This is a genomic window from Bradyrhizobium icense, assembly GCF_001693385.1.
Classification (GTDB): domain Bacteria; phylum Pseudomonadota; class Alphaproteobacteria; order Rhizobiales; family Xanthobacteraceae; genus Bradyrhizobium; species Bradyrhizobium icense.
Map to the genome: position 1 here is coordinate 7,217,530 of NZ_CP016428.1, position 22,734 is coordinate 7,240,263.

Annotated in this window: 25 protein-coding genes; 12 read left to right on the plus strand and 13 right to left on the minus strand. The window is 62.8% G+C overall.

Features of this window, described 5'->3' with window-relative positions; translation table 11 throughout:
• Positions 1-3 precede the first annotated feature (3 nt).
• The gene (locus LMTR13_RS33500) at positions 4-183 is read left to right on the plus strand and encodes a hypothetical protein (RefSeq protein WP_065731481.1); all 180 of its coding nucleotides are present in this window, start codon (positions 4-6) and stop codon (positions 181-183) included.
• 212 nt (positions 184-395) lie between these two features.
• On the opposite strand, the gene LMTR13_RS33505 is transcribed toward LMTR13_RS33500, so the two are convergent.
• From LMTR13_RS33505 to LMTR13_RS33520, 4 genes are all read right to left on the minus strand, one after another.
• Entirely contained in the window at positions 396-995 is a 600-nt protein-coding gene (locus LMTR13_RS33505) for a tetratricopeptide repeat protein (protein ID WP_418219819.1), read from the minus strand.
• 141 nt (positions 996-1,136) lie between these two features.
• The gene (ykgO, locus tag LMTR13_RS33510; protein WP_002718645.1) at positions 1,137-1,262 is read right to left on the minus strand and encodes a type B 50S ribosomal protein L36; all 126 of its coding nucleotides are present in this window, start codon (positions 1,260-1,262) and stop codon (positions 1,137-1,139) included.
• 259 nt (positions 1,263-1,521) lie between these two features.
• Positions 1,522-1,971: a MaoC family dehydratase gene (locus LMTR13_RS33515; RefSeq protein ID WP_065731483.1), complete on the minus strand. Its 450-nt coding sequence runs from the start codon at positions 1,969-1,971 to the stop codon at positions 1,522-1,524.
• A 14-nt stretch (positions 1,972-1,985) separates the two neighbouring features.
• Positions 1,986-2,462 (minus strand): MaoC family dehydratase, encoded by a 477-nt coding sequence (locus tag LMTR13_RS33520; protein ID WP_065731484.1) that lies wholly within the window; start codon positions 2,460-2,462, stop codon positions 1,986-1,988.
• A gap of 106 nt (positions 2,463-2,568) precedes the next feature.
• Between LMTR13_RS33520 and LMTR13_RS33525 the strand changes: the two genes are divergently transcribed.
• From LMTR13_RS33525 to LMTR13_RS33540, 4 genes are read left to right on the plus strand one after another with little or no spacing between them, the layout of a single operon-like run.
• Positions 2,569-3,453, plus strand: a complete 885-nt coding sequence (locus LMTR13_RS33525; protein WP_065731485.1) for an amidohydrolase family protein — start codon at positions 2,569-2,571, stop codon at positions 3,451-3,453.
• Between the two features lie 36 nt (positions 3,454-3,489).
• Entirely contained in the window at positions 3,490-4,335 is an 846-nt protein-coding gene (locus tag LMTR13_RS33530; protein ID WP_065731486.1) for a dienelactone hydrolase family protein, read from the plus strand.
• Positions 4,332-5,078 carry a haloacid dehalogenase type II gene (locus LMTR13_RS33535; protein ID WP_065731487.1) on the plus strand — a complete coding sequence of 249 codons (747 nt, stop codon included), beginning with the start codon at positions 4,332-4,334 and terminating at the stop codon, positions 5,076-5,078. The genes LMTR13_RS33530 and LMTR13_RS33535 overlap by 4 nt, the downstream gene beginning before the upstream one ends.
• Before the next feature lie 5 nt (positions 5,079-5,083).
• Positions 5,084-5,569, plus strand: coding sequence for a YbaK/EbsC family protein (locus tag LMTR13_RS33540; RefSeq protein ID WP_065731488.1), 486 nt, complete (start codon positions 5,084-5,086; stop codon positions 5,567-5,569).
• Here the strand turns inward: LMTR13_RS33540 and LMTR13_RS33545 are convergent.
• The 3 genes from LMTR13_RS33545 to LMTR13_RS33555 all read right to left on the minus strand — a co-directional run bounded on the left by LMTR13_RS33545 (position 5,566) and on the right by LMTR13_RS33555 (position 8,218).
• Positions 5,566-5,949 carry a hypothetical protein gene (locus LMTR13_RS33545; RefSeq protein WP_236843518.1) on the minus strand — a complete coding sequence of 128 codons (384 nt, stop codon included), beginning with the start codon at positions 5,947-5,949 and terminating at the stop codon, positions 5,566-5,568. The genes LMTR13_RS33540 and LMTR13_RS33545 overlap by 4 nt on opposite strands.
• 125 nt (positions 5,950-6,074) lie before the next feature.
• A complete protein-coding gene (locus LMTR13_RS33550; RefSeq protein ID WP_065731490.1) occupies positions 6,075-7,064 on the minus strand; it encodes a tripartite tricarboxylate transporter substrate binding protein in 990 nt (329 codons plus the stop codon).
• Positions 7,065-7,303: 239 nt separating this feature from the next.
• Positions 7,304-8,218, minus strand: a complete 915-nt coding sequence (locus LMTR13_RS33555; RefSeq protein ID WP_065733178.1) for a LysR family transcriptional regulator — start codon at positions 8,216-8,218, stop codon at positions 7,304-7,306.
• A 117-nt stretch (positions 8,219-8,335) separates the two neighbouring features.
• On the opposite strand from LMTR13_RS33555, the gene LMTR13_RS33560 reads away from it, so the two are divergent.
• The 4 genes from LMTR13_RS33560 (at position 8,336) to LMTR13_RS33575 (ending at position 11,722) form a co-directional block, all read left to right on the plus strand.
• Positions 8,336-9,088, plus strand: a complete 753-nt coding sequence (locus LMTR13_RS33560) for an SDR family NAD(P)-dependent oxidoreductase (RefSeq protein WP_065731491.1) — start codon at positions 8,336-8,338, stop codon at positions 9,086-9,088.
• A gap of 72 nt (positions 9,089-9,160) precedes the next feature.
• Positions 9,161-9,859, plus strand: coding sequence for a pirin family protein (locus LMTR13_RS33565; RefSeq protein WP_065731492.1), 699 nt, complete (start codon positions 9,161-9,163; stop codon positions 9,857-9,859).
• A gap of 147 nt (positions 9,860-10,006) precedes the next feature.
• Entirely contained in the window at positions 10,007-10,606 is a 600-nt protein-coding gene (gene wrbA / locus LMTR13_RS33570) for an NAD(P)H:quinone oxidoreductase (protein WP_065731493.1), read from the plus strand.
• A gap of 168 nt (positions 10,607-10,774) precedes the next feature.
• Positions 10,775-11,722 carry a DUF5996 family protein gene (locus LMTR13_RS33575; protein ID WP_065731494.1) on the plus strand — a complete coding sequence of 316 codons (948 nt, stop codon included), beginning with the start codon at positions 10,775-10,777 and terminating at the stop codon, positions 11,720-11,722.
• A 138-nt stretch (positions 11,723-11,860) separates the two neighbouring features.
• Here LMTR13_RS33575 and LMTR13_RS33580 read toward each other — a convergent pair whose 3' ends face one another.
• From LMTR13_RS33580 to LMTR13_RS33590, 3 genes are all read right to left on the minus strand, one after another.
• Entirely contained in the window at positions 11,861-12,052 is a 192-nt protein-coding gene (locus LMTR13_RS33580) for a hypothetical protein (protein ID WP_065731495.1), read from the minus strand.
• A gap of 167 nt (positions 12,053-12,219) precedes the next feature.
• Positions 12,220-13,407: a GNAT family N-acetyltransferase gene (locus tag LMTR13_RS33585; protein WP_065731496.1), complete on the minus strand. Its 1,188-nt coding sequence runs from the start codon at positions 13,405-13,407 to the stop codon at positions 12,220-12,222.
• Positions 13,408-13,416: 9 nt separating this feature from the next.
• Positions 13,417-14,349, minus strand: coding sequence for a cupin-like domain-containing protein (locus LMTR13_RS33590; protein ID WP_065733179.1), 933 nt, complete (start codon positions 14,347-14,349; stop codon positions 13,417-13,419).
• A 232-nt stretch (positions 14,350-14,581) separates the two neighbouring features.
• Here LMTR13_RS33590 and LMTR13_RS33595 point away from each other — a divergent pair, with 232 nt between their 5' ends.
• Positions 14,582-15,673: a glycosyltransferase gene (locus LMTR13_RS33595; RefSeq protein WP_156795890.1), complete on the plus strand. Its 1,092-nt coding sequence runs from the start codon at positions 14,582-14,584 to the stop codon at positions 15,671-15,673.
• Positions 15,674-15,854: 181 nt separating this feature from the next.
• On the opposite strand, the gene LMTR13_RS33600 is transcribed toward LMTR13_RS33595, so the two are convergent.
• From LMTR13_RS33600 to LMTR13_RS33610, 3 genes are all read right to left on the minus strand, one after another.
• Positions 15,855-17,168 (minus strand): O-antigen ligase family protein, encoded by a 1,314-nt coding sequence (locus tag LMTR13_RS33600; RefSeq protein WP_065731497.1) that lies wholly within the window; start codon positions 17,166-17,168, stop codon positions 15,855-15,857.
• Positions 17,165-18,166 (minus strand): glycosyltransferase family 2 protein, encoded by a 1,002-nt coding sequence (locus LMTR13_RS33605; protein ID WP_065733181.1) that lies wholly within the window; start codon positions 18,164-18,166, stop codon positions 17,165-17,167. The genes LMTR13_RS33600 and LMTR13_RS33605 overlap by 4 nt, the downstream gene beginning before the upstream one ends.
• A 262-nt stretch (positions 18,167-18,428) precedes the next feature.
• Positions 18,429-19,415, minus strand: a complete 987-nt coding sequence (locus LMTR13_RS33610) for a glycoside hydrolase family 26 protein (protein WP_065731498.1) — start codon at positions 19,413-19,415, stop codon at positions 18,429-18,431.
• 593 nt (positions 19,416-20,008) lie between these two features.
• Here LMTR13_RS33610 and LMTR13_RS33615 point away from each other — a divergent pair.
• Positions 20,009-21,520 (plus strand): oligosaccharide flippase family protein, encoded by a 1,512-nt coding sequence (locus LMTR13_RS33615; protein WP_065731499.1) that lies wholly within the window; start codon positions 20,009-20,011, stop codon positions 21,518-21,520.
• Complete coding sequence (locus LMTR13_RS33620) at positions 21,520-22,728, plus strand: hypothetical protein (RefSeq protein WP_156795891.1); 1,209 nt, start codon at positions 21,520-21,522, stop codon at positions 22,726-22,728. The genes LMTR13_RS33615 and LMTR13_RS33620 overlap by 1 nt, the downstream gene beginning before the upstream one ends.
• Positions 22,729-22,734 lie beyond the last annotated feature (6 nt).

The window sequence follows — 22,734 nt, forward strand, 5'->3', positions numbered from 1 at the left end:
TCCATGATTTCCGACGCAAGCGAAGCCGCCATCGATCAGATCGTAGCGAGTTGCAATGGCGACATCCGCGGCGCGCTCAAGGCGTTACTGCGGGTCAACGAGCAGCTTGAGACGGAACTGGCGCAAATCTATGCGGCGGTAGGCCTCGACAATCTGGCCCGCGGCAGCAACGCCGTACACTAGGACCTCGTGGGCCGACGCGTTTTCCAAGACGCGAAACGGCTCCGAGCAATCCAGCCTATTGTCCTCGTTTTCCGGCGTCTCTGCGGGCGGCCCTTCCACCGCCGGACATTGATTGATGATCGAAGACTGATGGTCGAACGGGCCATCTCGGCGTCGTCGAGCGACTTGCCCGGTTCCGGATCAGATGCTTCCGCCGACCTGGATGCGGAAGCTCAGATATCGCGGCCTTCGACCTTTTCGGTCAGCGACTTGACCAGTTCCGGCACCTTCTCGAGATGCGGATTGACGGCCAGCGCCTTGCGGAACGCTTCCAGCGCGCGCTTTTCGTCGCCGATCTCCTGCATGATCATGCCGAGCCCGGCCAGCGCGCCAAAATGCCGGGGCTCGCGCGTCAGCACCTGGCGAATATCCTCGAGCGAACGGGTATAGTCGTTCTTCAGGTAGTACAGCGTCGCGCGCCGGTTCCATGCCTCGACGTAATCAGGACGCAGCTTGACGAGGGAATCCAGCAGCTTCAGCGCGACGTCGATCTTCTGCGCATCCATCGCGGCCTTGGCGCGCAGCATCAACAGCGCAGCCGTGTCGCTAGGGGTCTGCATCCATAGCGCCCAGATCCGCGCCTCGACGTGTTTGGCGCTGGCTTCATCCGGGGCGGCTTTCAGGGCACCGAACAGGAAATCCAGCCCGCGGGTGCGGTCGGCGCCGACCTTGGGAAGCTTGCTCGGCGCTTCCGGCAATTTTTTCTCGGCCTTCGGCGGGGGAATGACCCTGGGGTCGTTCTGGGCAAACGCGAGCGCCGGCACGGCCGTCATGACCGCGGCGAGGACCACGATCCGGCAGTTGCGGGCACCCGGGAATCTCAAAACCATGGGGCAAGTCTAGACGCGCAAAACCGCGCCGCAAAGCAGCGGATCGTCAAAGACCCGTGAAGCAAAGCCGGCTCTGCGCCAGGATTAACCTTGGCGGGCCTTGAAGCGGCGCTGCACCTTGTTGATGACGTAAACCCGGCCCTTGCGGCGGACCAGACGGTTGTTGCGGTGGCGGCCGCGCAGCGATTTCAAGGAGTTACGGACCTTCATGGGACAATCCTGATGCTTTGAAAGGCCGTGCTGGAGGCCCGAACCTGAGCTACCCGAAAGTGGCAAAATGGGATTAATCCCGAAAAGCGGCCGACCGCCCGGGACGGGGCGGTTTCTAAGCAGCGCAGGCGCGGATGTCAATGCGGATGGCCCGTTTTCGGGTCCATCTGTCCCGTTCCGGGCCTAACGTTGGCAGATCGATGCCCGGCATTCCGACCGGCACCGAATCGCCTGGCGCCTCCCGGAGAGCTCTCCGGAATCACTGGCAGAACAGGTCGCGCGGGAACTCGACCAGGGCCTCGCCGGTCGCGACCTTCTCGCCCGTCTGGTTCTTCACCACCACGTCGATCAACACCCAGCGGGATTTTTCAGTCACCTGCTTGGCCTTGATGATTCCCGCAGGCTGAATGGTATCGCCGGGCCGGACCGGCTTGACCCATCGCGTCTCCAGTCGGCGGTGAATCGCGCCGGCCGGATAGGCCCAGTCGGTGATCATGCGCGAGATCAGGCCAAAATTATTCATGCCGTGCATGATGATCCCGCCGAAATTGGTCTTACCGAAACTGCCCTTCATGTACTCGTCGTCGAGATGCAGCGGGTTGTAGTCGAGCGAGGCGTCGCAAAACAGTCGGATGGATTCGCGGCTGACCGCGAAGGCGGGACCGTCGATGGCATCGCCGGCTCTGAGCTTTTCGAACGTCGTGGTCATCGCAACCTCCCTGCTCACAGCGGCCGAATCGTCCAGCCACGGCCGGAACAGATTACGTCGCCCTTCTGATTAAAGAACACATTGTCGTGCACCACGAACAGCCGCTCGCGCTTGATGAACTTGTCGAGCGCGCGGGCCTGCAGGGTGATGACGTCGTTGGGGCGCGCCGGAACGTTGTAGCTCCAGGACTGCCCGGCATTGACGGTGCCGGGCGAGCGCATCCAGTCATCCGCCGGCGTGCAGGAAAACATCAGGAGGATGTGGATTGAGGGCGGCGCGATCAGCCCGCCATAGCGCGTGGTCTTCGCATAGGCCTCGTCGAAATAGATCGGATGAGTTTCGCCGACCGACTTGCAGTACAGTTCGATCGCCTCTTTGGCCAGCGTGTAGGGGATGGTCTTGCGCGGCTCGCCGGGAACGATGTCGTCCCACACCTTTCTTAAGCTGGCGTCTTTCCAGAAATCGGTCTCGAAGGCCTGCGTTTGGGCCATGCCACACTCCCTTATTTTCCGTCTTTTATTTCTGCCGCCTTGCGGAATTCGTTATATAGTATAATCAATTTTCCAGACCCAAAAATCAAGCCGGCGGGAAACCCAGATGCCCAAGCTCAAGCTGCCCGATATCGAGAAAGTCGTCGCGATCGACATCCACACCCATGCGGAAGAACCCTGCGGGTTGCATGGCGACGACGGCTATGACGATTTTCAGGAGCGCATGGCGGAATATTTCAAATCGCCGCACAAGCATCCGCCGACCGTGCCGGAGACCGCGGCCTATTACCGCTCGAAGAACATCGCGGCGGTAATCTTCCCGGTCGATGCCGAGCGCGAGACCGGTTTTCGCCGCTACAACAATTACGAGATGCTGGAGGTCGCCTCCGACCATCTCGACGTTCTGATCCCGTTCGTCTCGATCGATCCGCACAAGGGCAAGCTCGGCGTACGCGAGGCGAGGAAGCTGATCGAGGAATACGGCGTCCGCGGCTTCAAATTCCATCCGACCATGCAGGGCTTCTACGCCAACGACCGCATGGCCTATCCGCTTTATGAAGCGATCAATGACGGCGGCGCGATCGCGCTGTTCCACACCGGCCAGACCGGTGTCGGTTCAGGCATGCCGGGCGGCATGGGGATGCGCCTAAAATATTCCAACCCGATGTACATGGACGACGTCGCGGCGGATTTTCCGGACCTCAAGGTCATCCTCGCGCATCCCTCCTTCCCCTGGCAGGAAGAGGCGCTATCGGTCGCGACGCACAAGCCCAACGTCTATATCGACCTCTCCGGCTGGTCGCCGAAATATTTTCCGCCGATCCTGGTGCGCTACATCAACTCGATCCTGCAGGACAAGATGCTGTTCGGCTCGGACTGGCCGGTCATCACGCCGGACCGCTGGCTGGCGGATTTTGCAAAACTCGAGATCCGCGAGGAGATCCGGCCGAAGGTGATGAAAGCCAACGCAAGGAAGATTTTGGGTATCTAAAGGGGTATCATCGGCGGCAAAGCTGCGAGGCGGTCCATGACGAACTCCGCCAGAATTGCCATCCTGCTCGCCGCCGCGCTCCCGGTCTGGGTCGCCGGCGTGACCCTTTCGCCGGCGACCGACAGGCCGCCACGCCTTGTCGAGTTCGAAAGCCCGCTCGCAGGCCCGCAAGCGTTGCAGGGTTACCTGCGATTGCCCGATGGTCCCGGCCCCTGGCCCGCGGTCGTGCTGCTACACGGCTGCGGCGGCGGTTGGCGCGGGATCGACGAGCGGTGGGGCAGGCTGCTCGCGGAATGGGGCTATGTCACGCTGACCATCGACCGCTTCGGCACGCGCGGCATCACCCACGCCTGCACGGCCTGGCCGCCGCCATCGACCCTATACGATGCCTATCGCGCGCTGAAATTCCTCGTCGGACAGCCGTCGGTCAACCCAGGCCGCGTGGCCGTGGTGGGGTTTTCGCAAGGCGCCATGCTGGCGCTGCATGCGGTCGAGCGCAGCCAGATCGAACGCAGCTCAGAAGAAAAATTCCGTGCAGCGATCGGCTTCTATCCGCCCTGCCGTGGACTCAAGGGCAACATGACGGTGCCGACGCTGATCCTGATCGGCGAACTCGACGACTGGACGCCGGCGAACGAGTGCCGCAGCCTCGCCGAAGGCCGGGACGACTGGGGTATCTCGCGCGAGAAAGGCAAGGGGGTTCCGATCGAGATTATCGTCTATCCCGGCGCCCATCACGATTTCGACGTGCCGAACTTCGCTACGCCCGTGAAGATGTTCGGCCATCACCTCGAGTTCAACGAGACGGCCCGGGATCAATCCGTCGACGCACTTAGGAAATTCCTGTATGCGACCATCGGCGGAAGAGAGAAACAACCATGACCATCAAAGCCGTTGTCTTCGACGCCTATGGCACGCTTTACGATGTTCAGTCGGTGGCTGACGTCACCGAGGAGGCGTTTCCCGGTTATGGCGGGATCATCACCCAGGTCTGGCGCATCAAGCAGCTCGAATATACCTGGCTGCGCTCGCTGATGCAGCGCTACCAGGATTTTGCCGAAGTGACCCGCGACTCGCTGGCCTACACGCTGGCCAGCCTCGGACTGCAGTATGACGAGGATACGTTCGCACGTATCATCGATAAATATCTGCATCTCGATCTCTATCCGGATGCGCTGGCGGCATTGTCGGCCATGAAGGACCGCAAGCTCGCGATCCTGTCCAACGGCAGCCCCGGTATGCTCAACGCGCTGGTGAAGAACAGCGGGCTCGACCGCGTGCTCGATGCGACCATCAGCGTCGACGCAAAAAAGATCTTCAAACCCAGCCCCGCGGTCTATGCGCTGATCGAGGAGGTGCTGCACGTGCCGCCGGCCGAGGTGCTGTTCATCTCCTCCAATCCCTGGGACGCCTGCGGTGCCAAGGCGTTCGGGCTCAACGTCGCCTGGATCGAACGGGTGACGCCGGAAGCGATGGCGCTGGCCTGCCTGGAAAGCGAGACGCTGCCGCCCTTGACGATGTTCAAGATATTGCGCACCCAGATGGATGAGCTTGGATTTGTGCCCGATCATCGCATCCACAGCCTCTCCGAACTGCCCGCACTGGTGTCTGCCCAAAGGTCCTGAACAAGATGAGTCTAGAGTCCGTGCGCGCCTTCTTTGCAGAAAAGGCGCCGGAAATTTCCGTGATCGAATCCGAGATGAGTTCGGCCACGGTCGCGCTGGCGGCGGAGGCCTACGGCGTCGAGCCGGCGCGGATTGCGAAGACGCTGAGCTTGCGGATCGGCGACCGCGTCATCCTGATCGTCGCGGCCGGCACGTCGCGGATGGACAACAAGAAGGTGAAGGCGCTGTTCGGGGGAAAGCCGAAGATGCTCGGCCTCGAGGAAGTCGCCGAAATCACCGGCCACGAAGTAGGCGGCGTGTGTCCGTTCGGACTGAAGACGCCGCTGCCGGTCTATTGTGACGTGTCACTGAAGGCGTTCGACATCGTGGTGCCCGCCGCGGGCTCAACCCACAGCGCGGTGAAAATCACCCCCGCGCGCATGGCCGAACTGACGTCGGCCGAATGGGTCGACGTCTGCGAACTCAGGCCCGTCGAGGCGGCGTCGGCCTAATCGTCTTCTTCAAAGAACGGTCTCGGCTGCGGCGGCACCGTCTGCGGCTGCACATATTGCGGCTGCACATATTGCGGCGCGCGTGAACGCGGCACCGCCTGCTGCCGTACCCCGCGCGGAGGCGGCGTCGGCTGCGCGTTGGCCTGCGATTCGAACACCGCGCGGCAATTGGTGGAGAGCTGGGGCGTGTTTTGCCGCAAACATGCCACGATCCGGCTGACGTCCGGGATCTGGTTGCCACAGAGCCGCCAGACGTCGGGCGTGCAGGCCATCTGCTGTTCCCAGGTTCCGCGATATTCTTGCGAGAAAGCGGGAAAGGCCGCGCCAGTTCCGCCGCCGATCGCGAGGGCGAGTGCAAGGACGATCCGCTGCGTTTGCATGGACAGGTCCCCTTCTTTTCGATTTTCACAGGCGCGGAAGCACCGCGCGGCGACGGGCATTGAGCCTGCCGAATGAATGCGGCCACGCGACGTTAGTGCGAACAAAAAAATGTGAAGCGGGTTCCCTACCCCACCTTGCCGATCTTCTTCACCGCCGCGACCAGCCGCGCGCTGTCTTCCGCGACGAATTTTGCAAATTCCGGCGCGTCCAGGTAGGCGACCGGGCTGCCGGCGGTCTCGAAGGTCTTGACCACCTCGGGCGCCTTCACCGCCTCCGCCATCGCTTCGCGCAGCCGCGTCATGATCGGCGCCGGCAATGCGCTTTGCGCGAACAGTCCCGCCCAGATGTAGAACTCGACGTCCTTGTAGCCGAGTTCTTCGAAAGTCGGCAGATCGGGGAAACTCTTGATGCGCTGGGCGCCCCAATTGGCGAGCACGCGCATCTTGCCGTCATCGACTTGCTGCTTCAGCGTACCCGGCGCCGAGGCCATTGCCTGCACGGTGCCGCTCAGCAAGGCGGTCAGCGCCGGCCCCGCGCCGCGGAACGGCACGTGCAGCAATTTGATGCCGGCGCTGGCGGCAAACATCTCCATCGCCACGTGCAGCGTGCCGTAGGGGCCGGACGAGCCATACGGAATCTGCCCGGGGCGCTTCTTGGCGTCGTCGACGAACTCCTGCAGCGTCTTCCATGGCGCGGAAGCCGGCACCGCCAGCAGCGTCGGATCGGCGAGCACCCGCGCGATCGGCGCGAATTGCGAGACTTCATACGCCACCGGACGATCGAACAGCCGGTCGGCTTCCGGCAGCACCGCAAGCGAGGACAGCGTCATCAGCAGCGTGTGCCCGTCAGGCTCGGCGCGCGCCGCCGCCGCGTTGCCAACCGATCCGCCGCCGCCACCGGCGCGGTTGTCGACGATCACAGGCTTGCCGAGGATCCGCTCCAGCGCCTGCGCGATCGGCCGCGCCGCGAGATCGGCCTGCCCGCCGGGCGGAAACGGCACGATCATAGTGACGTTGCGCGATGGGTATGGGCCTTGCGCGAAGGCGGGGCTGGAGAGCGCGGTGCGTGCCAGCGGCAGCGCGGCGGCGGCCTGCAAGAGTTCGCGGCGGTTCATGGTGGTTTCTCCCCAGCGTTTGTTTTTTGTCCGGCGAGATTAGCCGATACATGGCACATGGCGATAGCGCGCGTCTTCCCACCCTCCCTGGAGGGGGTCGCCGCGTAGCGGCGGGGTGGGGTGACGGTCCGTCCCCATCCAACGGTGCCCGAGTGGAGAGACCACCCCACCCCGACTCACATTTCGCTTTGCTCAATGTGAGTCGACCCTCCCCCTCCATGGGAGGGTAAGCGCACACTTCACTGCTTCCGCTTCTTCGCTCGCGCAAACTGCTTCATCAAAAACTCCGCCAGCACTTCGACGCGCGCGGGCCGCGGGCCGCCGGGTGGGGTCACCAGATGCACCGCGCCTTCCGGCTGGTGCCAGCCTTTCAGAATCACTTCGACCTCGCCGGATGCAATGGCGTCGCCGATGATGAAGTCCGGCAGGTCGGCGATGCCGAGCCCGGCAATAACGCTCGGCAACAGCGCCTCGCCGTTGTTGACGCGGAGCTGGCCTGCGGGGCGCACGCTGGCCTGCTCGCCTGAGGCGTTGGTGTAGTGCCAGACGCCGGGTGTCGAGAGATAGGCGTAACCAAAACACTTGTGCTGGGCGAGATGCATCGGATGCGTCGGCCTGCCGTGTCGCTTCAGATAGGATGGAGCGGCCACCGTGTAGCGCGGCATGGCGCACAGCCGCCGCGCGATCAGGGAGGAATCCGGCAGCCGCGCGATGCGCAGGCCGGCATCGAATCCTTCGCCGATCAGATCGACGGTCGCGTCGCTCAAATGAAGATCGATCGAGACTTCCGGGAAGGCTGCGAGAAACTCCGGCAAGATCGGCGCCACCGCCTTGACCCCAAACGTCATCGGCACTGCGAGCCGCACCAGCCCGCGCGGCGCCATCGATTGCGACAAGGCTTCGTTCTCGGCGTCCTCGCCGTCGGCCAGGAGGCGCGCCGCGCGCTCGGCGAGCCTCTGCCCGGCGTCGGTCAGCGCCAGCCGCCGCGAGGTGCGGTTGAACAGCCGCGCGCCGAGCCGCTGCTCCAGCCGGCTGACCGCCTTGGAAACGGTGGCCTTGGACAGCGCCAGTTCGGTCGCGGCCGAAGCAAACGACCGTAATTCCACGACTTTTGCGAAAATTGCCAGCGCCTCGAAGTCCGGAAGTTTGGACATGCGGATCTGCCTCCAGAGGCTCATTTTAGAAACAATGAGTTTCAATAGTTTCTATTTCTATATCACGCCGGGACGCATATCCAATGGCCATCGGAATTCAAGCAACGGAGAAATCCAATGACCAAGAAGCTCTCAGGCAAGGTAGCCCTCGTCACCGGCGGCTCGCGCGGCATCGGCGCGGCGTCTGCCCGTGCACTCGCAGAAGAAGGCGCCAACGTTGCGATCAGTTACGTGGCCTCTCCCGACAAGGCCGAGGCCGTCGTCGCCGAGCTGAAGACCAAGGGCGTCAACGCGCGCGCCTACAAGGCCGACCAGGCCTCCTCCTCAGACGTCGATCAACTCGTGAAGAACGTTGCGAAGGATTTCGGCCGGCTCGACATTCTCGTCAACAATGCCGGCGTGGCCGTCGGCGGCGCAGTCGACGACCCCAATGCAGACACCGCGGCACTGGCCCGGCAGAGTGCGGTGAACGTCGATGGCGTCATCGCCGCGATCCGCACCGCCTCTAAATTGATGGGCGAAGGTGGCAGGATCGTCACGATCGGCTCCGATATCGCGACCCGCGCCTCGTTCCCCGGCCTCGCCGATTACGCCGCCACCAAGGCCGCGGTCGTCGGCTACACCAAGGGCGCGGCGCGCGACCTCGGACCCCGCGGCATCACCGTGAACGTGCTGCAGCCGGGCTCGATCGACACCGACATGAACCCGGATGACGACCGCGACTTCGCCGACCTCCAGCGCAAGCAGCACGCGCTGCAGCGCTTCGGAAAGCCGGAAGAAATCGCAGCCGGCGTCGTGTTCCTCGCGAGCCCCGAGGCGTCTTTCGTGACCGGCACGGTGCTCAACGTCGATGGCGGCTTCGGCGCGTAATTCAAATCCAGCCGAGCCGGACGCGTGCCGCCCGGCCCGCCAGTTCAAAAACTCTCAATGAAGGAATGTCCCATGATCGAACTCAGACCTTTCGCAAAACTCGGCAGCGCCGATCACGGCTGGCTGAAGGCAAAACACCACTTCTCGTTCGGCAGCCATTACGATCCGGACAATATGGGTCACGGCGCTTTGCGTGTGTGGAACGATGACGAGATCGCGCCGAACACCGGCTTTCCCGCCCATCCCCACGCCAACATGGAAATCATCACCTATGTCCGTGAAGGCGCGATCACGCACCAGGACTCGCTCGGCAACAAGGGCCGGACCGAGGCCGGCGACGTGCAGGTGATGAGTGCCGGAAGCGGCATTCGTCACTCCGAATACAATCTGGAGCCGTCGAAGACGAAGATCTTCCAGATCTGGATCGAGCCGACGACGAAGGGCGGTCAGCCGACCTGGGGCGCAAAGCCGTTTCCGAAGTCGGATCGCTCCGGCAGGCTCGTGACGATCGCGAGCGGTATTGCCGGCGACGAGGACGCACTGCCGATCCGCGCCGATGCGCGGGTGCTCGCGACCACGTTGAAGGCGGGCGAGAGCGCGGCGTACGAAGCGGCAAAAACGCGGCATCTCTATCTGGTGCCGGCGGCGGGCAGCGTCGAAGTCAACGGCGTGCGCGTCAACGCCCGCGACGGCGCTGCGATCCGCGGCGAGGCGAGGCTGACGATTACCGCGCTGGAAGATTCCGAACTGGTGCTGGTCGACGCGGCGTAAGGCCACTCACTGATCGTCATGCCCGGGCTTGACCCGGGCATCCATCCTCTTCGGAAGAGTCTTTCTCAAGATCGATGGATTGCCGGGTCAAGCCCGGCAATGACGGCCCCAAGGAACAACTCACTTCAAACCCAAAGGACAACCAACATGGCCAAAGTACTCGTGCTCTATTATTCCGCTTACGGTCACATCGAGGCGATGGCGAATGCGGTCGCCGAAGGCGCGCGCAAGGCCGGCGCCACCGTCGACATCAAGCGCGTGCCGGAGCTCGTACCCGAAGCGGTCGCGAAGGCTTCACACTACAGGCTCGATCAGGCCGCCCCGATCGCCAAGGTCGAAGACCTCGCTAATTACGACGCGATCGTCATCGGCACCGGCACCCGCTTCGGCCGCATGGCCTCGCAGATGGCGAACTTCCTCGATCAGGCCGGCGGCCTCTGGGCCAAGGGCGCGCTGCACGGCAAGGTCGGCGGCGCCTTCACCGCGACCGCTACCCAGCATGGCGGGCAGGAAACCACGCTGTTCTCCATCATCACCAACCTGCTGCATTTCGGCATGACCGTCGTCGGCCTGAACTACGGCTTTGCCGGCCAGATGAAGCTCGACGAAGTCACCGGCGGTGCGCCCTATGGCGCCACCACGATCACCGGCGGCGACGGCAGCCGCCAGCCGAGCGAAAACGAACTCGCCGGCGCGCGCTATCAAGGGCGCGTGATCGCGGAGACCGCCAACAAACTCCACGGCTGATGCGATATGGGCGGCGTTCTCTCTTACGAATGCCGCCCTATCTAGTCCTTCGGGGGCGCAGCAAGCGGCGCTGCCCGGAATGCACGAAATCGTGAGGCATAGTTTCTAAACGCCTTATGAATCCGTGATAGGTCTTCGGCCTCCTGGTCGGCGCGCAAAGGTTCTAGCATGAGCAACAATTCGCAAGTCCGGTGGCCGGAATTGCCGACCGCGGCGTGGCGTGACACCTATGCGACACTCCATCTTTGGACCCAGATCGTCGGCAAGGTCCGCCTCGCCAAATCGCCATGGCTCAATCATTCCTGGCACGTGGCGCTTTATGTCACGCCGCGCGGATTTACGACATCGCCAGTGCCCGACGGCGCACGAACGTTCCAGATCGACTTCGATTTCATTGACCACACGCTGCGCATCTCGACCAGCGACGGCTCGCTAGAGCAATTTGCGCTAGCAGGACATTCGGTCGCCAGCTTCTATGCCGCCACGATGGCAGCGCTTGCCGAGCTCGGCATTGCCGTTGCCATCGACGAGATGCCGAACGAACTGCCCGATCCGATAAAATTCTCCGAGGACACCGTGCACGCCGCCTACGATCCAGATGCTGTCGGGTGCTTCCTGCAAATTCTCGTCAACTGCGACCGCATCTTCAAGCAATTCCGCACCGGCTTTCTCGGCAAGGCAAGCCCGGTGCATTTCTTCTGGGGCAGCTTCGATCTCGCGGTGACGCGCTTCTCGGGACGCCGCGCGCCACGCCATCCCGGCGGCGTGCCACATTTGCCCGACGCGGTTGCACATGAAGCCTATTCACACGAAGTCAGCAGCGCCGGCTTCTGGCCGGGCGGTGGCGCTATCGATTATCCCGCGTTCTATTCCTATGCCTATCCCGAGCCGCCAGGTTTTCGCGCGGCGAAGGTGCAACCAGATGCGGCGCTCTTCAGCGAAGCGCTCGGCGAATTCATTCTGCCATACGACGCTGTCCGGAGGGCTGCCGATCCCGACAAGGCGCTGCTCGATTTCCTGCACAGCACCTATGAGGCCGCGGCAATCGCGGCACATTGGGATCGCGACGCGTTGGAATGCGATTCCGGGCAGCCCGGCGTGGTGAGGCGGGTTTAAAGCTGCTGTGCAGGGTGGCAAAGCCAACGGGTCGCACGCCCGATGACAGGTTGCGCGTGCCCACCATCTTCCTGCTTCGCTGAAAATATGGTGGGCACGGCGCAACGCGCCTTTGCCCACACTACAGAACGCGCGCCCTCAATGCCGCAGTTCCGGCTTCGCCACAGTCTGCCGGACTTCGGCGCCGCAATCGGCGCATTCATAGGTGAGGTCAATCTTTGCCTGGTTCCAATGCGGTTCGACGTCGCGCACGAACATCGGAAGCCCGACACAGCTCGGACAAATGACGAAACCCGGCTCAATGCCATCATGATGAATGTAGGCTGGCATGTTGGCTCTCCCCACGGCAGCAATTCACGAGTACCCTTCACCCGACGCGCAGCATACGCACGCGCGGCGAAGCCGGTCATCAACTCTCGCGAACACACAATGAACGACTGCACAATCCTGGCATGTGTTGCAGATTTGCACGGCAGTTCCCATGCGGCAACAATGTGTCAGTTCTCTTCGCGCGACAGTGGCTTGCCGAGCAGGCGCTTCACGTGGCATCCGAGCCGCGGATAGTTGCGCAATTCGCGCACCGCGCGATCGCGCAAGGCGTAGGGCCACCCGCGCCAGCTCAAGGCGGCGCTGACATCGATCAGCGGCACGCGCGTGACGCCGAAGCGGCGCTTGTAGGCGTAATTGCCGACGGAGAAGTCGAACTCGCGTATGCCATCCTTGTGCAGGGCTGCCATGGTGCGCTCGATGATCAGCCGGCCCGGCGAACAGTTCAACCATTTCTCGCCGGCATTGCTGATGCGGATCATCACATAGCGTGAGCCGGTCCTGATGCCGAGCAGCGTCGCCACGACCTCGTCGCCAGCCGTGAGCGCCGAGACGAGCGCATAGCCGTTGCCGACGCCATCGCGCACCAGGTTGCGATAGAACGCCGCGCAGGTCTCGTCATTGAGGGTGTAGTTCAGCCCGAGGCTCTGCATCCGCGTGCCCTGCTGAACTTCGGTGGTCGAGAGGATCCGCAGCGCCTCGTCGCTGTCGGCGACGATCGCAAAGGACGCAGCCGGATCGCGCGTGAACACGCGCCAGCTCCGTTCCAGCTCCTTGCGCACCGTCCTTCCCAGCGAGTAGCGCCAGGCGTCGTAATCCTCGCCTGTCGTGACGATATTGCCGTTGAGCGAGCACGCTCCGGCAGCGTCGAGCAAGGCAATCGGATTGGGCCTGCCGTCGAGATCGACGGGCACCTTGCGAAGGCGGATGAGATCGGCCGCGTCAGGCATCCGGCGCAACGCCGACAACAGGCTGCGCCACAGCGCGCGTGCTACCTCGGCATCGCGCGGCGCGGCGCTGCCCAGGATCGGCGCGTTGTAGTCGGTCAAATCGAGATCGGCGAATTCGACAATGGCGATCTTGCCTTGGTGGCGGCGGATCAACGGCAGCAGCACCACCGGCTCGCCGGTCGATGCATCCGTGACGATCGCGATCAACGGCGCCACGCCTTCGGCCGCGGCGAAGGCGCCATACCATGCCTCATACCATCGCGGATGCTGGAACGGCGTCGACGGACTGATGTCGTGCCAGCTCGCGACGGCCTGTTGCCAGTCGCGCACCAGTTCGACGCGGAATCCGGCCGCGCGGCTTATTGCGTGCGCCGCTAGTTGCCCCGCATTGGTCGTCAGGACCGTCATCGGTTGCGATTATGCCGCCTTCGGCAGATCGACGATCTTACCGGGTTCGTTCGCATCGAGGCGGAAATCGATCGCGCGACGCGCCTTGCGCTCGCGCTTGACCCAGTTGCTATCGCGCACGAGTTTTTGCAGCACCTTCTTGGCGAAGAAGGACGGCCCGCGCAGACTGCGGCTCTTCGGCATGTAACCGAAACGATGGCGCAGCAGGCCATTGGCGAGGTGGACGATCTGGGCGCGGCGGATATCGTCGTTGCCGTAGGACACCGTCATGGAAATGTTGACGGTGCCGAGATTCTCGACGCGGTGCGGCGCGTTCAGCGGCCAGTTCAGCATCTGGCCGGGCTCGAGATCGAACACCAGCGCATGCGCGTCATACCAGGGCGCGTAAGGCAGATCGACCTCGACGTCGAACAGCGCGATGTCCTCGAGGTGCTCCGGCTTGAGGAACGGCGCCGTGTTCGGATAGACGTAGACCCGCTTGCGGCCGGCGATCTGGATCAGGCCCTGCCCCGGCAAATCGGCATGGTAATAGACCTGCGCGTCCGGCGAAGAGACCAGAATGCCGGCCTGGTGGTTCGGCATCACGAATCCCGGAACCTTGGCCGCGATCTCCTCGAACATGCGGTCGATCAGCTTGCGGTAGCGGCTGTCGACCGTGCCGACATCGCGCATGTTGAGCCAGAGCCCGCCGCGGGAAATCGCTTCGATGACCTGCCGGCCGGAGAGGTTACCGATATCGCCCTCGCGCCACACCCGGCTGGATCCCTTGGCCCCCGTCTTCACCAGACTGTAGTGCTCGCGCGGATAACTCTCGATCAGTTGCGCGAGCTCATCCATCGAGAACGCCGGCGATTTGTGCATCTCGTGCTGCAGCCGGATCGGCTGATGGCTCCAAAGCTCGGAATGGGTGTCATCCCACGTCCTGAAGATCCTGCCCGTCATCGCCGCGCTCCTGCTGACTTTCCTGTTGCCTGGCGCACCACCCATATCGGCTGTCTCGAAATCGCGGTTTGGCGCCATTGCGTTACCGTCCGATGTCCCGTTATGAGACGACCGGACGATCTTCACGGTCGGATTGGCAAGAACGGTGCCGGGCGAACGTTGCCGCTTACCGGAAGCTAATGTCTGGCAGGTATGGCTAACGCCAGGAGTTACTGGAACCCGCCGCCGCACAATGACTGGAGAAACCCGATATCGGGCGCTGTTTCTCGGCGCGGGACCGCAGATGCATTGCGGCATCGGCCAGTTCACCCGGTTGTTGCAGGAGACGATCGAAAAGCACGAACCTGGTAGCAGTACGACGTTAACCCTGACGCGCAGCGAAGGCTCGCTCGCGGAGATCTGGCGCGCGGCCGGCTCTGCGCAAAGCGTGGTGTGCAACTTCCCGATCGTGGCCTGGAAACGCGTGATCTTCGCGCCGCTCGCGGCGCTGGCGGTCGGCTGGCTGCTCCGGCGCAAAATTATCCTGATTCAACACGAATGGCGCGGGCTGCATTGGCTGCGTCGCATCACCTACATTCCAGCGCTGCTGCTGGCCGACACCATCGTCATGTTCTCACCGCTGGTCCAGCGCGAGCTGGCCGACGATCCCCTGCTCGGCTGGACCGCGAGAAAAGCCGTGCTGGCGCCGCTGCCACCGAACATCGAGGCCCCGGCAGGCATCGAGGACTCGAAATTGCGCCATCGCCTCATCGCCGCCAAAGCGGACGGGCGGCTCTTGATCGGTCATTTCGGATCGATCTATCCGAGCAAGCAGCCCAACGCGCTGCTCGAGATCGGCGCCATCCTGAAGCAACGCGGGCTCAAGCCGCTGCTCGTCTATATCGGCTCGTTCATTCGCGGCGTCGACAAGGTCGAGGAGGAGTTTCATGCCCGTGCCCGAGAACTCGGCATTGCCGACGACGTGATCGTCTCCGGCTTCGTCGCGTCCGATCACGAGGTGTTCGGCCTGTTCAGCGAGATCGACGTATTCTGCTATCCACTTGACGAAGGGATCACGGCGCGGCGCTCCAGCATTCTCACCTGCGTGCAATCCGGCCGTCCGCTGATCGTCGCCGGGCCTGCGCTGCCGGAAGAATTCGACCATCATCCGCGCTTCAAGGAATTGATCAGCCGCGGCGCCGTCGTGCTGGTCGCGCGCGGCTCGGACAACGAGGCCTATGCCGACCGGATTGCCACGGTGTTGAAACGGCCGCCGGTGCCGCTGCCGTTCGATTTCGACGGCTGGTGGAAGGATGTCGCCGAGGCCGTGCGGGCGCAATTGTGAGATGCGTTCCCCGGATGCAGCGCAGCGCGCCGCCCTTGCACTCGGGTCCGCGCTCTGCGCGGCCCGAGCACAGGCTCTGTAGTGCGCTGCTGATCCGGGGTCCAGGAAGTCGCGGGAACAGTGGGTCCCGGCTCTGCGGCGCAGCGCGAAGAGCGCTGCACCGCGTCGGGACACGCAATCGTCAGGCGCGCGCGCGAAACCGGGCGAGATAGTGCAGGCCGAATACCGCCATCAGGAACGTGAACCACAGCGGATCGGAGCGGTCGAGGAAGAAGCTTTCCATCGCCGACAGATAGAGCCCGAACAGCCAGATCCGCAGCAGCATCGTGGCCAACGGACCGTTGTTGCCGCCCTCGCCTGCCTGCTGAAAATTCCGCAGAGGCAGGATCACCAGCACCAGGATCAGCACGAGAAGCCCGGGAACGCCCATGCCCAGCGCCGTGTCGAGATAGCCATTGTGGCTGTGGGCGGCGAAGCCGGCCCATTCCTTGCCGTCGGGAAGGCTTTGAATGGCGCTGCTGCCCCAGAAGGACGCAAAACCGTAACCGGTGAGCAATCGCGCCTGTAGCGACTGCAACGCAAACGCCCAGATGTCGGTGCGGCCGGTGAATGTTGAATCGAACGGCAGCAGCTTGGAGATTCCGGCGAGGCCTTCGAACATCACCGTGCCGACGCTGAGCAGGTTCAGCAACGCCAGCGGCGTGAGCAAGATGATCGCGCGAAGCCAGAATGAACGGATGAAGGAGGAGACCGATGTCAAGAGCAGCACCGCAAAGCACAGCGTCAGCGAGCTCTTTCCGGCCGAATACAATACGAACAGCGAGGCAAGCGCGACGATGGCGGCGCCGGATATCCATGAGCCGGAGCGGATGACGTAGATGCCGAGAAATAGCACCATCACCATGATGGCCGCGGCCTGATTCTTGTGGCCGAATGCGCCGCGCCAGTTGCCGGCCAATCCGGGCTCCTGCGGATCGCTCGCCAGATGGATCGAAAGGTCTGGCGCCAGCAATATGCCGAGATAGCAGACCGCCAATAGCGCGAGCGCTGCGATCGTGAACCAATGCATCAATTCCTGCTGGCTTCTCGGCAGCAGCATCAGCGCGGCGGTCACTGCGACAACGCAGATCGTCAGGCTAAGACGCCTGATCGACGTTGCCGGATCGAACGACAACACGACGCTCACCAGCACCCAGGCGCCGAAGAGGACGAACGCCGGCGACAGCAATGTCGCCAATCCCCGCGCGTCATTTCGCATGGCGAGTGCAGCCGTCAGCACGCTGAGTGCGCCGAACACCGCATAGGTCGCGAGCTCGTTTCCGGTGCTGACGTCGCCGATCTGCATGTCGCCAAGACTGACGAATGGATGGAGCGAGATCCAGCCGAGCAGCAGCGTGCCGACAAAGGTCGCGCCGCGAACGATATCCATCACCTGCTGGCGCTCTATCCCGGCGGCAACGTTGCGGACTTCGTACACGTCGATGAGGTGGCTCATGAGACGATCTTCGACGCCTTGTAGGGCTGCGGTTCTAGGCCGAACGCGGCCAGCACGCTGCCGATCGCCACAGTTACGGGATGCATGGCAATGGTCCACTCACGCTCGGTGAGGACCGCGTGCGCGGCATAGCTGAGCGAAAGCGGCAAGGCTGCCAGCAGTTTGGCCGTCAACTTCGCCCGCAACCAGACGGTCGGTGTCGCCTTGCGCTGGACGTGATAATTGATCGCGCCGATCCGCAAGCCGCGCATCGCCAGCCATTTCAGGCTGGTCCGGCTTCGCGGCACGGTCTCGCTGATCGCAGCTTCGGCCGCCCAATGAAACCGCAGGCCGAGCCTTCGACACCGGTAGAAGAAGTCGGTGTCTCCGCCGCCCAGGAAATTGAAACGCACGTCGAATGCGGGGATACCCAACCGATCGAACACCGCGCGTCGGATCAGGCAATTGCCGCAGCCATAGATCACCGGAACTGGACCTGAGGCGTCGTAGGCCGGCGCAAACGCGGGGTGACGACGCAGCCCACGCTTCCGTTCGTCATCGAATTCAGGAAATACCGGCCCGCCGACGATGTCGGCGCCAGTCGCTTCCGCAGTGCCGACCATCTGCTCCAGCCAGTCCGGCGAAGCCGTTTCGTCATCGTCGATCATCAGGAAGCTGGTCGCCAGCGGGAACATCTGTAGCGCGGTCTCGAAGGCGGCGTTGATCGCATGGCAATTGCCCTGACGCGGCTCGATCACGCAGAGTCCCGAGAGTCTCCCCGACGCGAGGTATTCGGCGGCAACCGGCACGCTCTTGCTGTTCGACGCATCGTTCTCCACCATCACGACCGCGAAGCGGCGGCTGGTGCGCTGACCGGCAAGCGACTGCAGCGTCCGGCGCAGGTACTGAGGACGGCGAAAACAGGGAATGCACACGACGTTTTCGATGGCGGGATCGAGCGCCGGCGAAACTGCCACCAGCGCACGCAGAGCCCTGACCGCCGGATCAGGCTTGCCCATCCCAATATCGCCGATCGAGCTCTCTGCCATGAAAGTCTGGTCGTTCACGAATATGTCTCATCGTCCCGAAACGGGATTGGCGGATTAATTCCGGCACACTTCCGTCTCGAGAAAGCCGCTCGTTCCGGGATTTGTCCGGCCGTTGCGGACGTAACGCGCACGGTGGTGCAAATTTCGATCCGGCAGCGAAACGTGAGACACTGAACTTCGGCGACGGTTAATGGATGGGGTTAATCCGCGATGTACGAACGTCGGGTGCAGTTCAGCGGCTGAACAGTTTTCGGAACAGCCTTTGCGAGTTCGGAAACTGGCCGTTATCGATCTGGGTCGGCCACGCCCCGTTGACGTCGAAATAGGCGGCGTAGGCGATCCTGTCTTCGTTCTTCATGAACCAGTCGTGCATCTGCTGAATGAAGAACGGATTGTCGCCGAAATTGCCCACGCCCCATTCGGGATAGCTCATGCGCTTGCCGTGCCGGAGCGCAAAGTCGCGGTGCCACTCGAGGCCGAATGGCGCTTTGACGTAGAAATTGTTCCAGCGCTCCTCAGGCGTGCCTTCATGCTTGAAGTCGTAGACGTCGAGACCGATGTAGTCGACGACATCGTCGCCGGGATAGCTCGCGTCCGCCGGCATGTCCTGCGGCCCCCATCCCGGACACCAGTCGAACTTGAAGCCTGAGGAGTGACGGCGGAATATCTCCACGACGCGGCGGAACGCCTTGACGTAGTCGGCTTCATGCCCCTTCGCGAACCACGCCATTTCAGCCAGGTTCATCTCCCAGCCGAGCCGGATGATCGCTTGCGGATGCGCCTCTGCAATTGCCCGGGCCGCAGCTTCGAACTCGGCATCGTGCAAGCCTTCGGCAACGTCGGCGAGAGGCGTCCCTTTCATGGTCAGCGGGATCGACCAGACCACATTGCGCGCGGGGTTGAGCTTCTTCCAGACGCCCGGCACCCAGCTCAATCTGGAGAAATCCTCCCAGGTCGACTCCCCGTAAAAATCGACGCCGAGCACCGAGGACGGCTTCTGCTTCAGCCATTTCTCCCATGCCTGCAGCGTATGCTCGCGTCCCACGGGCCCCCAATTGACGAATGCGCCTGCGAATTTCGCCGGATTGGAAGAGGCGCGCGAGGCAGCATTGCCGTCGACGTGCGCCAACAGCAGCACGGTCAGGACGAAGGCCGCCAGGAACAGCACCAGTCGCCGCAGGCCGTGTTTCTTGCGTCGCCTCGGATCAGTTCGAAACATCGCCTACCCTCGCGTGCTTTCTGGCAAGGGCGATCCGGCCAGCAAAGCCGGACGCCACGGCGTTAACGAGCCATAAGGAACGGTTGCGATGATGAACGCTCGTCGTCGCATAAGGACACAGGCCGTACAGGGTAGCTGTCCCAAAAGGAACAGGACTCTCGCAGCGCTCTTCTTGTGGAAAGAGATCTTGTTGAAAACAACCTAACCAAACGCTCATCGGCAATCCATTCGCCGAAAAGGCCGGCGATCTCGGTGACGGGCTTTGCAATATCCAGTCCACTGCGGGCGCGTGCACAAACGGCGCATCCGAAATGGTTACTGCGCAGCGAGATCCGCAGCAGCGTGTCGCAGATGCGGACAGCGCGGACAGATCGGATGTGCCGAAAATTCCCGACCTCGCCGTTTGTCCGCAGGAGACGCCGGAAACCATCGGGTTAACCACGCTGATGCGCCGCAAGACATGCAGCGCCGGTTCGGCACCGATCTTGCTCCATGGCCACCGCGGGAGGTTTGCGCCGGTTAGCGACTGGCCTCCGGCAGATCGTCGAGATGAATTGTCCCGCGTCGTTAACCCTGAACCCATTGCCGGAGTAATGCTCAGCCAGACTTTCCATTATTCGGTTGCGAGCGTCGTATCGGCAGCTATCGGCTTGCTGAGCGCGGTCGTATTCACGCGCCTGCTCTCTCCGGACGAATATGGAATCTATGTCGTCGGTCTCAGCACCGCCGGCATCGTCTCGGCGCTGCTGTTCACCTGGGTTCGCGTCGCCGCGCTGCGTTTTCAGTCGGAGGGCGGCGCGGTCGACGTCAGGAAGACCATTTTTCTTGCCTATCTCATCTCCGCGCTCGCTGCGCCGATCGCACTACTTGTTGCCACGCTGACGACGTCGGTATCGCTGGAACGAAATATCGCCGCCATCTTCTTCGCGCTGGGACTCGGCCTGTTCGAACTCGGGCAGGAATTGCTCAAGGCACGACTGCAATCGCTCGCGTTCATGACGGCGTCGATCATCCGCGCCTGCCTGGCCTTCACGCTATGTCTGGCCGCTGCTCTTCTGGGCGGCGGCGGACTGTGCCAGCTCGCGATGGTAGCCATTACCTATTTCGTCACGACGACGCTGTTTGCGAGCACGATCCTGCGGTCACCCGTCGCCGGACCGAAGATTTCCGACCTGCGAACGTTTGCAGCCTTCGGCATTCCGATCACGCTGTCCGGCATCGTCTTCGCGATCCATGCCGCGCTCGACCGAATGCTGGTGTTTCATTTCATGGGCGACCATGCGGCGGGCCAGTACGGCGCTTCCGCCGATCTCGTCCGGCAGATCATCCTGATTCCAGCCGTCAGCATTGCGTCGGCAACGATCCCGCTGGCGGTTCGCGCCTACGCCAAGGGCAGCGCGCCCGAGGCGCGGCCGCATTTGGAATTCAGCCTCGAAATCCTCTTGGCCGCCGTCCTGCCCGCGGTTGTCGGCGTTGCATTGACGAGCAGCTATATCGCCGGCGTGATCCTCGGCCGCGAGTTCAGTGAGACCGCGGCGCAGATCATGCCGATCCTGGCGTTCGCCTGGTTGTTCCAATCATTCTCCCAGTCCTACATTCACGCGAGCTTTCATCTCGCCAAGACGCCGTTCATGATGACGATGCAGAGCACCGCGATGCTGATCGCGAACCTGCTGGTCATGCCGGTTCTGCTTGCCAGATTTGGCCTGGTCGGCGCGGCGTCGAGCCTTGTCATCGTCGAGGCATTCGGCGCCGGTTTCGGCTGGTATCTCACGCGGAAGGCACTTCCGCTTCCCTTCAACGCATTCCAGCTCATGCGCATCGGTGCGGCGACAGCGATCATGGCGCTGGCGCTGGCATTCCTGAAACCCCTGCTTCCGATCGGCGTGGTCTCGTTCATCGTACTGGCGACAGCCGGCTGCGTGGTCTACGTCGCCGCAGCGTTCGCACTCGACATCGCCGGTTTGCGCAAGGCTGCATTCGCCTACGGCGCGCGGCGCAAGCTCTGGTCGGCCGACGGCAGTTCGAAACACGAAGGACACGACACCTCATCCATCACCGCCCCGCCCACGGGACTCCCCAGCATGTCGATCAGAAAACCATGATGCGGCTCGTCAGCAAAAGCCCGGTCGTTGCGGCCGACAACCGACATGTCACCTGTCGACCCAGCCCGGCGCCGCTATCGGACTTCACCGACAAGCGGCGCGAGGCGACGCGCCCGCTCGCGTTTCGGGGTGAGAACTTCGACCGCGACTTCGACAACAATACGCTGTTCTACGATGCAGTTCAGGTCAGCAAATCAAAGATTGCCCTGTTTGCACCGCCATTCTTCAACCTCGCGCGCGACATTGCGACGACAACTTTCATCAGCGGCGCCGGCACCTGCAAGGCGCGGACAAGGCAACTCGACCGCCATGCGCAACTGTGGCTGGACATTTACGAGAATGCCGGCCCGATCCAGGCGTTGGGCGAGCTGGGGAGCTTCACCTTCTCGGTGTCGCCCAACGAGTCGGAAATATTCCGCGACTGCCGCGTCATCTTCACGATGTCGAAGGACAATCCAATCGAGTGGATTCTCGATTGGGTGAGATTCAACCGCGATATTCACGGCGCGGATGCTGTTCTGATTTATGACAACGGCTCCAGCGCCTATGACAGCGCCACCTTGAGCGCAGCGCTTCGGTCGGTCGCGGGCATCCGATGTTCGGTCGTGATGGAGTGGCCTTTCAAGTACGGGCCGCAGGGCGCCAATAGCTGGGATCACTGGGATTCCGATTTCTGCCAGTTGGGGGCCTGGGAGCACGCAAGGTGGCGGTTCCTGCAGCATGCCCGAAGCGCCATGAACTCCGACATCGACGAGCTGGTCCTGTCGAAGACGGGAAAGTCGGTGTTCGAAGCCGCCGAACAATCGTGGACGGGGCTGGTCCGATACCGGGGCCGCTGGATCATCGGTATCGACGACGGCCTCCGCGACGAGATGCGCGCTCCCCATCGCCACGCCGATTTCTCGATCTTCATGCCACCGAAGTACGAACTCTCGCGGCTCATGATGCGGCGCGACGCGAACGCGTGCCTCCCGAAATGGACGGTGGTTCCGGGCCGGTGTCCGACGCATGCGCAATGGCACGTCCATTCGATTTTCTCGTGGTGGGCCTCGTACTTCTGCACCAGGGACTTTTCGTTCCGGCATTTCCGCGAGATCGGCAGCAACTGGAAGTATCAGCGCACCAGCCGCGTGCCGTTCGATCCGTCGATTCACAAACCGGACCGGGCATTGATGGAAGCTTTCAAGCGCGTCGATTGGGACAACTAGAATGAA

What these genes read in the sequence shown, in the direction of transcription:
- LMTR13_RS33530 (WP_065731486.1), top strand. Translation starts at nt 3,490, where the DNA reads ATGACGAACTCCGCCAGAATTGCCATCCTGCTCGCCGCCGCGCTCCCG.
- LMTR13_RS33565 (WP_065731492.1), top strand. Translation starts at nt 9,161, where the DNA reads ATGATCGAACTCAGACCTTTCGCAAAACTCGGCAGCGCCGATCACGGC.
- LMTR13_RS33560 (WP_065731491.1), top strand. Translation starts at nt 8,336, where the DNA reads ATGACCAAGAAGCTCTCAGGCAAGGTAGCCCTCGTCACCGGCGGCTCG.
- LMTR13_RS33605 (WP_065733181.1), bottom strand. Translation starts at nt 18,166, where the DNA reads ATGGGCAAGCCTGATCCGGCGGTCAGGGCTCTGCGTGCGCTGGTGGCA.
- LMTR13_RS33590 (WP_065733179.1), bottom strand. Translation starts at nt 14,349, where the DNA reads ATGACGGGCAGGATCTTCAGGACGTGGGATGACACCCATTCCGAGCTT.
- LMTR13_RS33555 (WP_065733178.1), bottom strand. Translation starts at nt 8,218, where the DNA reads ATGTCCAAACTTCCGGACTTCGAGGCGCTGGCAATTTTCGCAAAAGTC.
- LMTR13_RS33585 (WP_065731496.1), bottom strand. Translation starts at nt 13,407, where the DNA reads ATGACGGTCCTGACGACCAATGCGGGGCAACTAGCGGCGCACGCAATA.
- LMTR13_RS33535 (WP_065731487.1), top strand. Translation starts at nt 4,332, where the DNA reads ATGACCATCAAAGCCGTTGTCTTCGACGCCTATGGCACGCTTTACGAT.
- LMTR13_RS33575 (WP_065731494.1), top strand. Translation starts at nt 10,775, where the DNA reads ATGAGCAACAATTCGCAAGTCCGGTGGCCGGAATTGCCGACCGCGGCG.
- LMTR13_RS33525 (WP_065731485.1), top strand. Translation starts at nt 2,569, where the DNA reads ATGCCCAAGCTCAAGCTGCCCGATATCGAGAAAGTCGTCGCGATCGAC.
- LMTR13_RS33515 (WP_065731483.1), bottom strand. Translation starts at nt 1,971, where the DNA reads ATGACCACGACGTTCGAAAAGCTCAGAGCCGGCGATGCCATCGACGGT.
- LMTR13_RS33580 (WP_065731495.1), bottom strand. Translation starts at nt 12,052, where the DNA reads ATGCCAGCCTACATTCATCATGATGGCATTGAGCCGGGTTTCGTCATT.
- LMTR13_RS33500 (WP_065731481.1), top strand. Translation starts at nt 4, where the DNA reads ATGATTTCCGACGCAAGCGAAGCCGCCATCGATCAGATCGTAGCGAGT.
- LMTR13_RS33550 (WP_065731490.1), bottom strand. Translation starts at nt 7,064, where the DNA reads ATGAACCGCCGCGAACTCTTGCAGGCCGCCGCCGCGCTGCCGCTGGCA.
- LMTR13_RS33520 (WP_065731484.1), bottom strand. Translation starts at nt 2,462, where the DNA reads ATGGCCCAAACGCAGGCCTTCGAGACCGATTTCTGGAAAGACGCCAGC.
- LMTR13_RS33545 (WP_236843518.1), bottom strand. Translation starts at nt 5,949, where the DNA reads ATGCAAACGCAGCGGATCGTCCTTGCACTCGCCCTCGCGATCGGCGGC.
- LMTR13_RS33615 (WP_065731499.1), top strand. Translation starts at nt 20,009, where the DNA reads ATGCTCAGCCAGACTTTCCATTATTCGGTTGCGAGCGTCGTATCGGCA.
- wrbA (WP_065731493.1), top strand. Translation starts at nt 10,007, where the DNA reads ATGGCCAAAGTACTCGTGCTCTATTATTCCGCTTACGGTCACATCGAG.
- LMTR13_RS33610 (WP_065731498.1), bottom strand. Translation starts at nt 19,415, where the DNA reads ATGTTTCGAACTGATCCGAGGCGACGCAAGAAACACGGCCTGCGGCGA.
- LMTR13_RS33540 (WP_065731488.1), top strand. Translation starts at nt 5,084, where the DNA reads ATGAGTCTAGAGTCCGTGCGCGCCTTCTTTGCAGAAAAGGCGCCGGAA.
- LMTR13_RS33505 (WP_418219819.1), bottom strand. Translation starts at nt 995, where the DNA reads ATGACGGCCGTGCCGGCGCTCGCGTTTGCCCAGAACGACCCCAGGGTC.
- LMTR13_RS33595 (WP_156795890.1), top strand. Translation starts at nt 14,582, where the DNA reads ATGACTGGAGAAACCCGATATCGGGCGCTGTTTCTCGGCGCGGGACCG.
- ykgO (WP_002718645.1), bottom strand. Translation starts at nt 1,262, where the DNA reads ATGAAGGTCCGTAACTCCTTGAAATCGCTGCGCGGCCGCCACCGCAAC.
- LMTR13_RS33620 (WP_156795891.1), top strand. Translation starts at nt 21,520, where the DNA reads ATGCGGCTCGTCAGCAAAAGCCCGGTCGTTGCGGCCGACAACCGACAT.
- LMTR13_RS33600 (WP_065731497.1), bottom strand. Translation starts at nt 17,168, where the DNA reads ATGAGCCACCTCATCGACGTGTACGAAGTCCGCAACGTTGCCGCCGGG.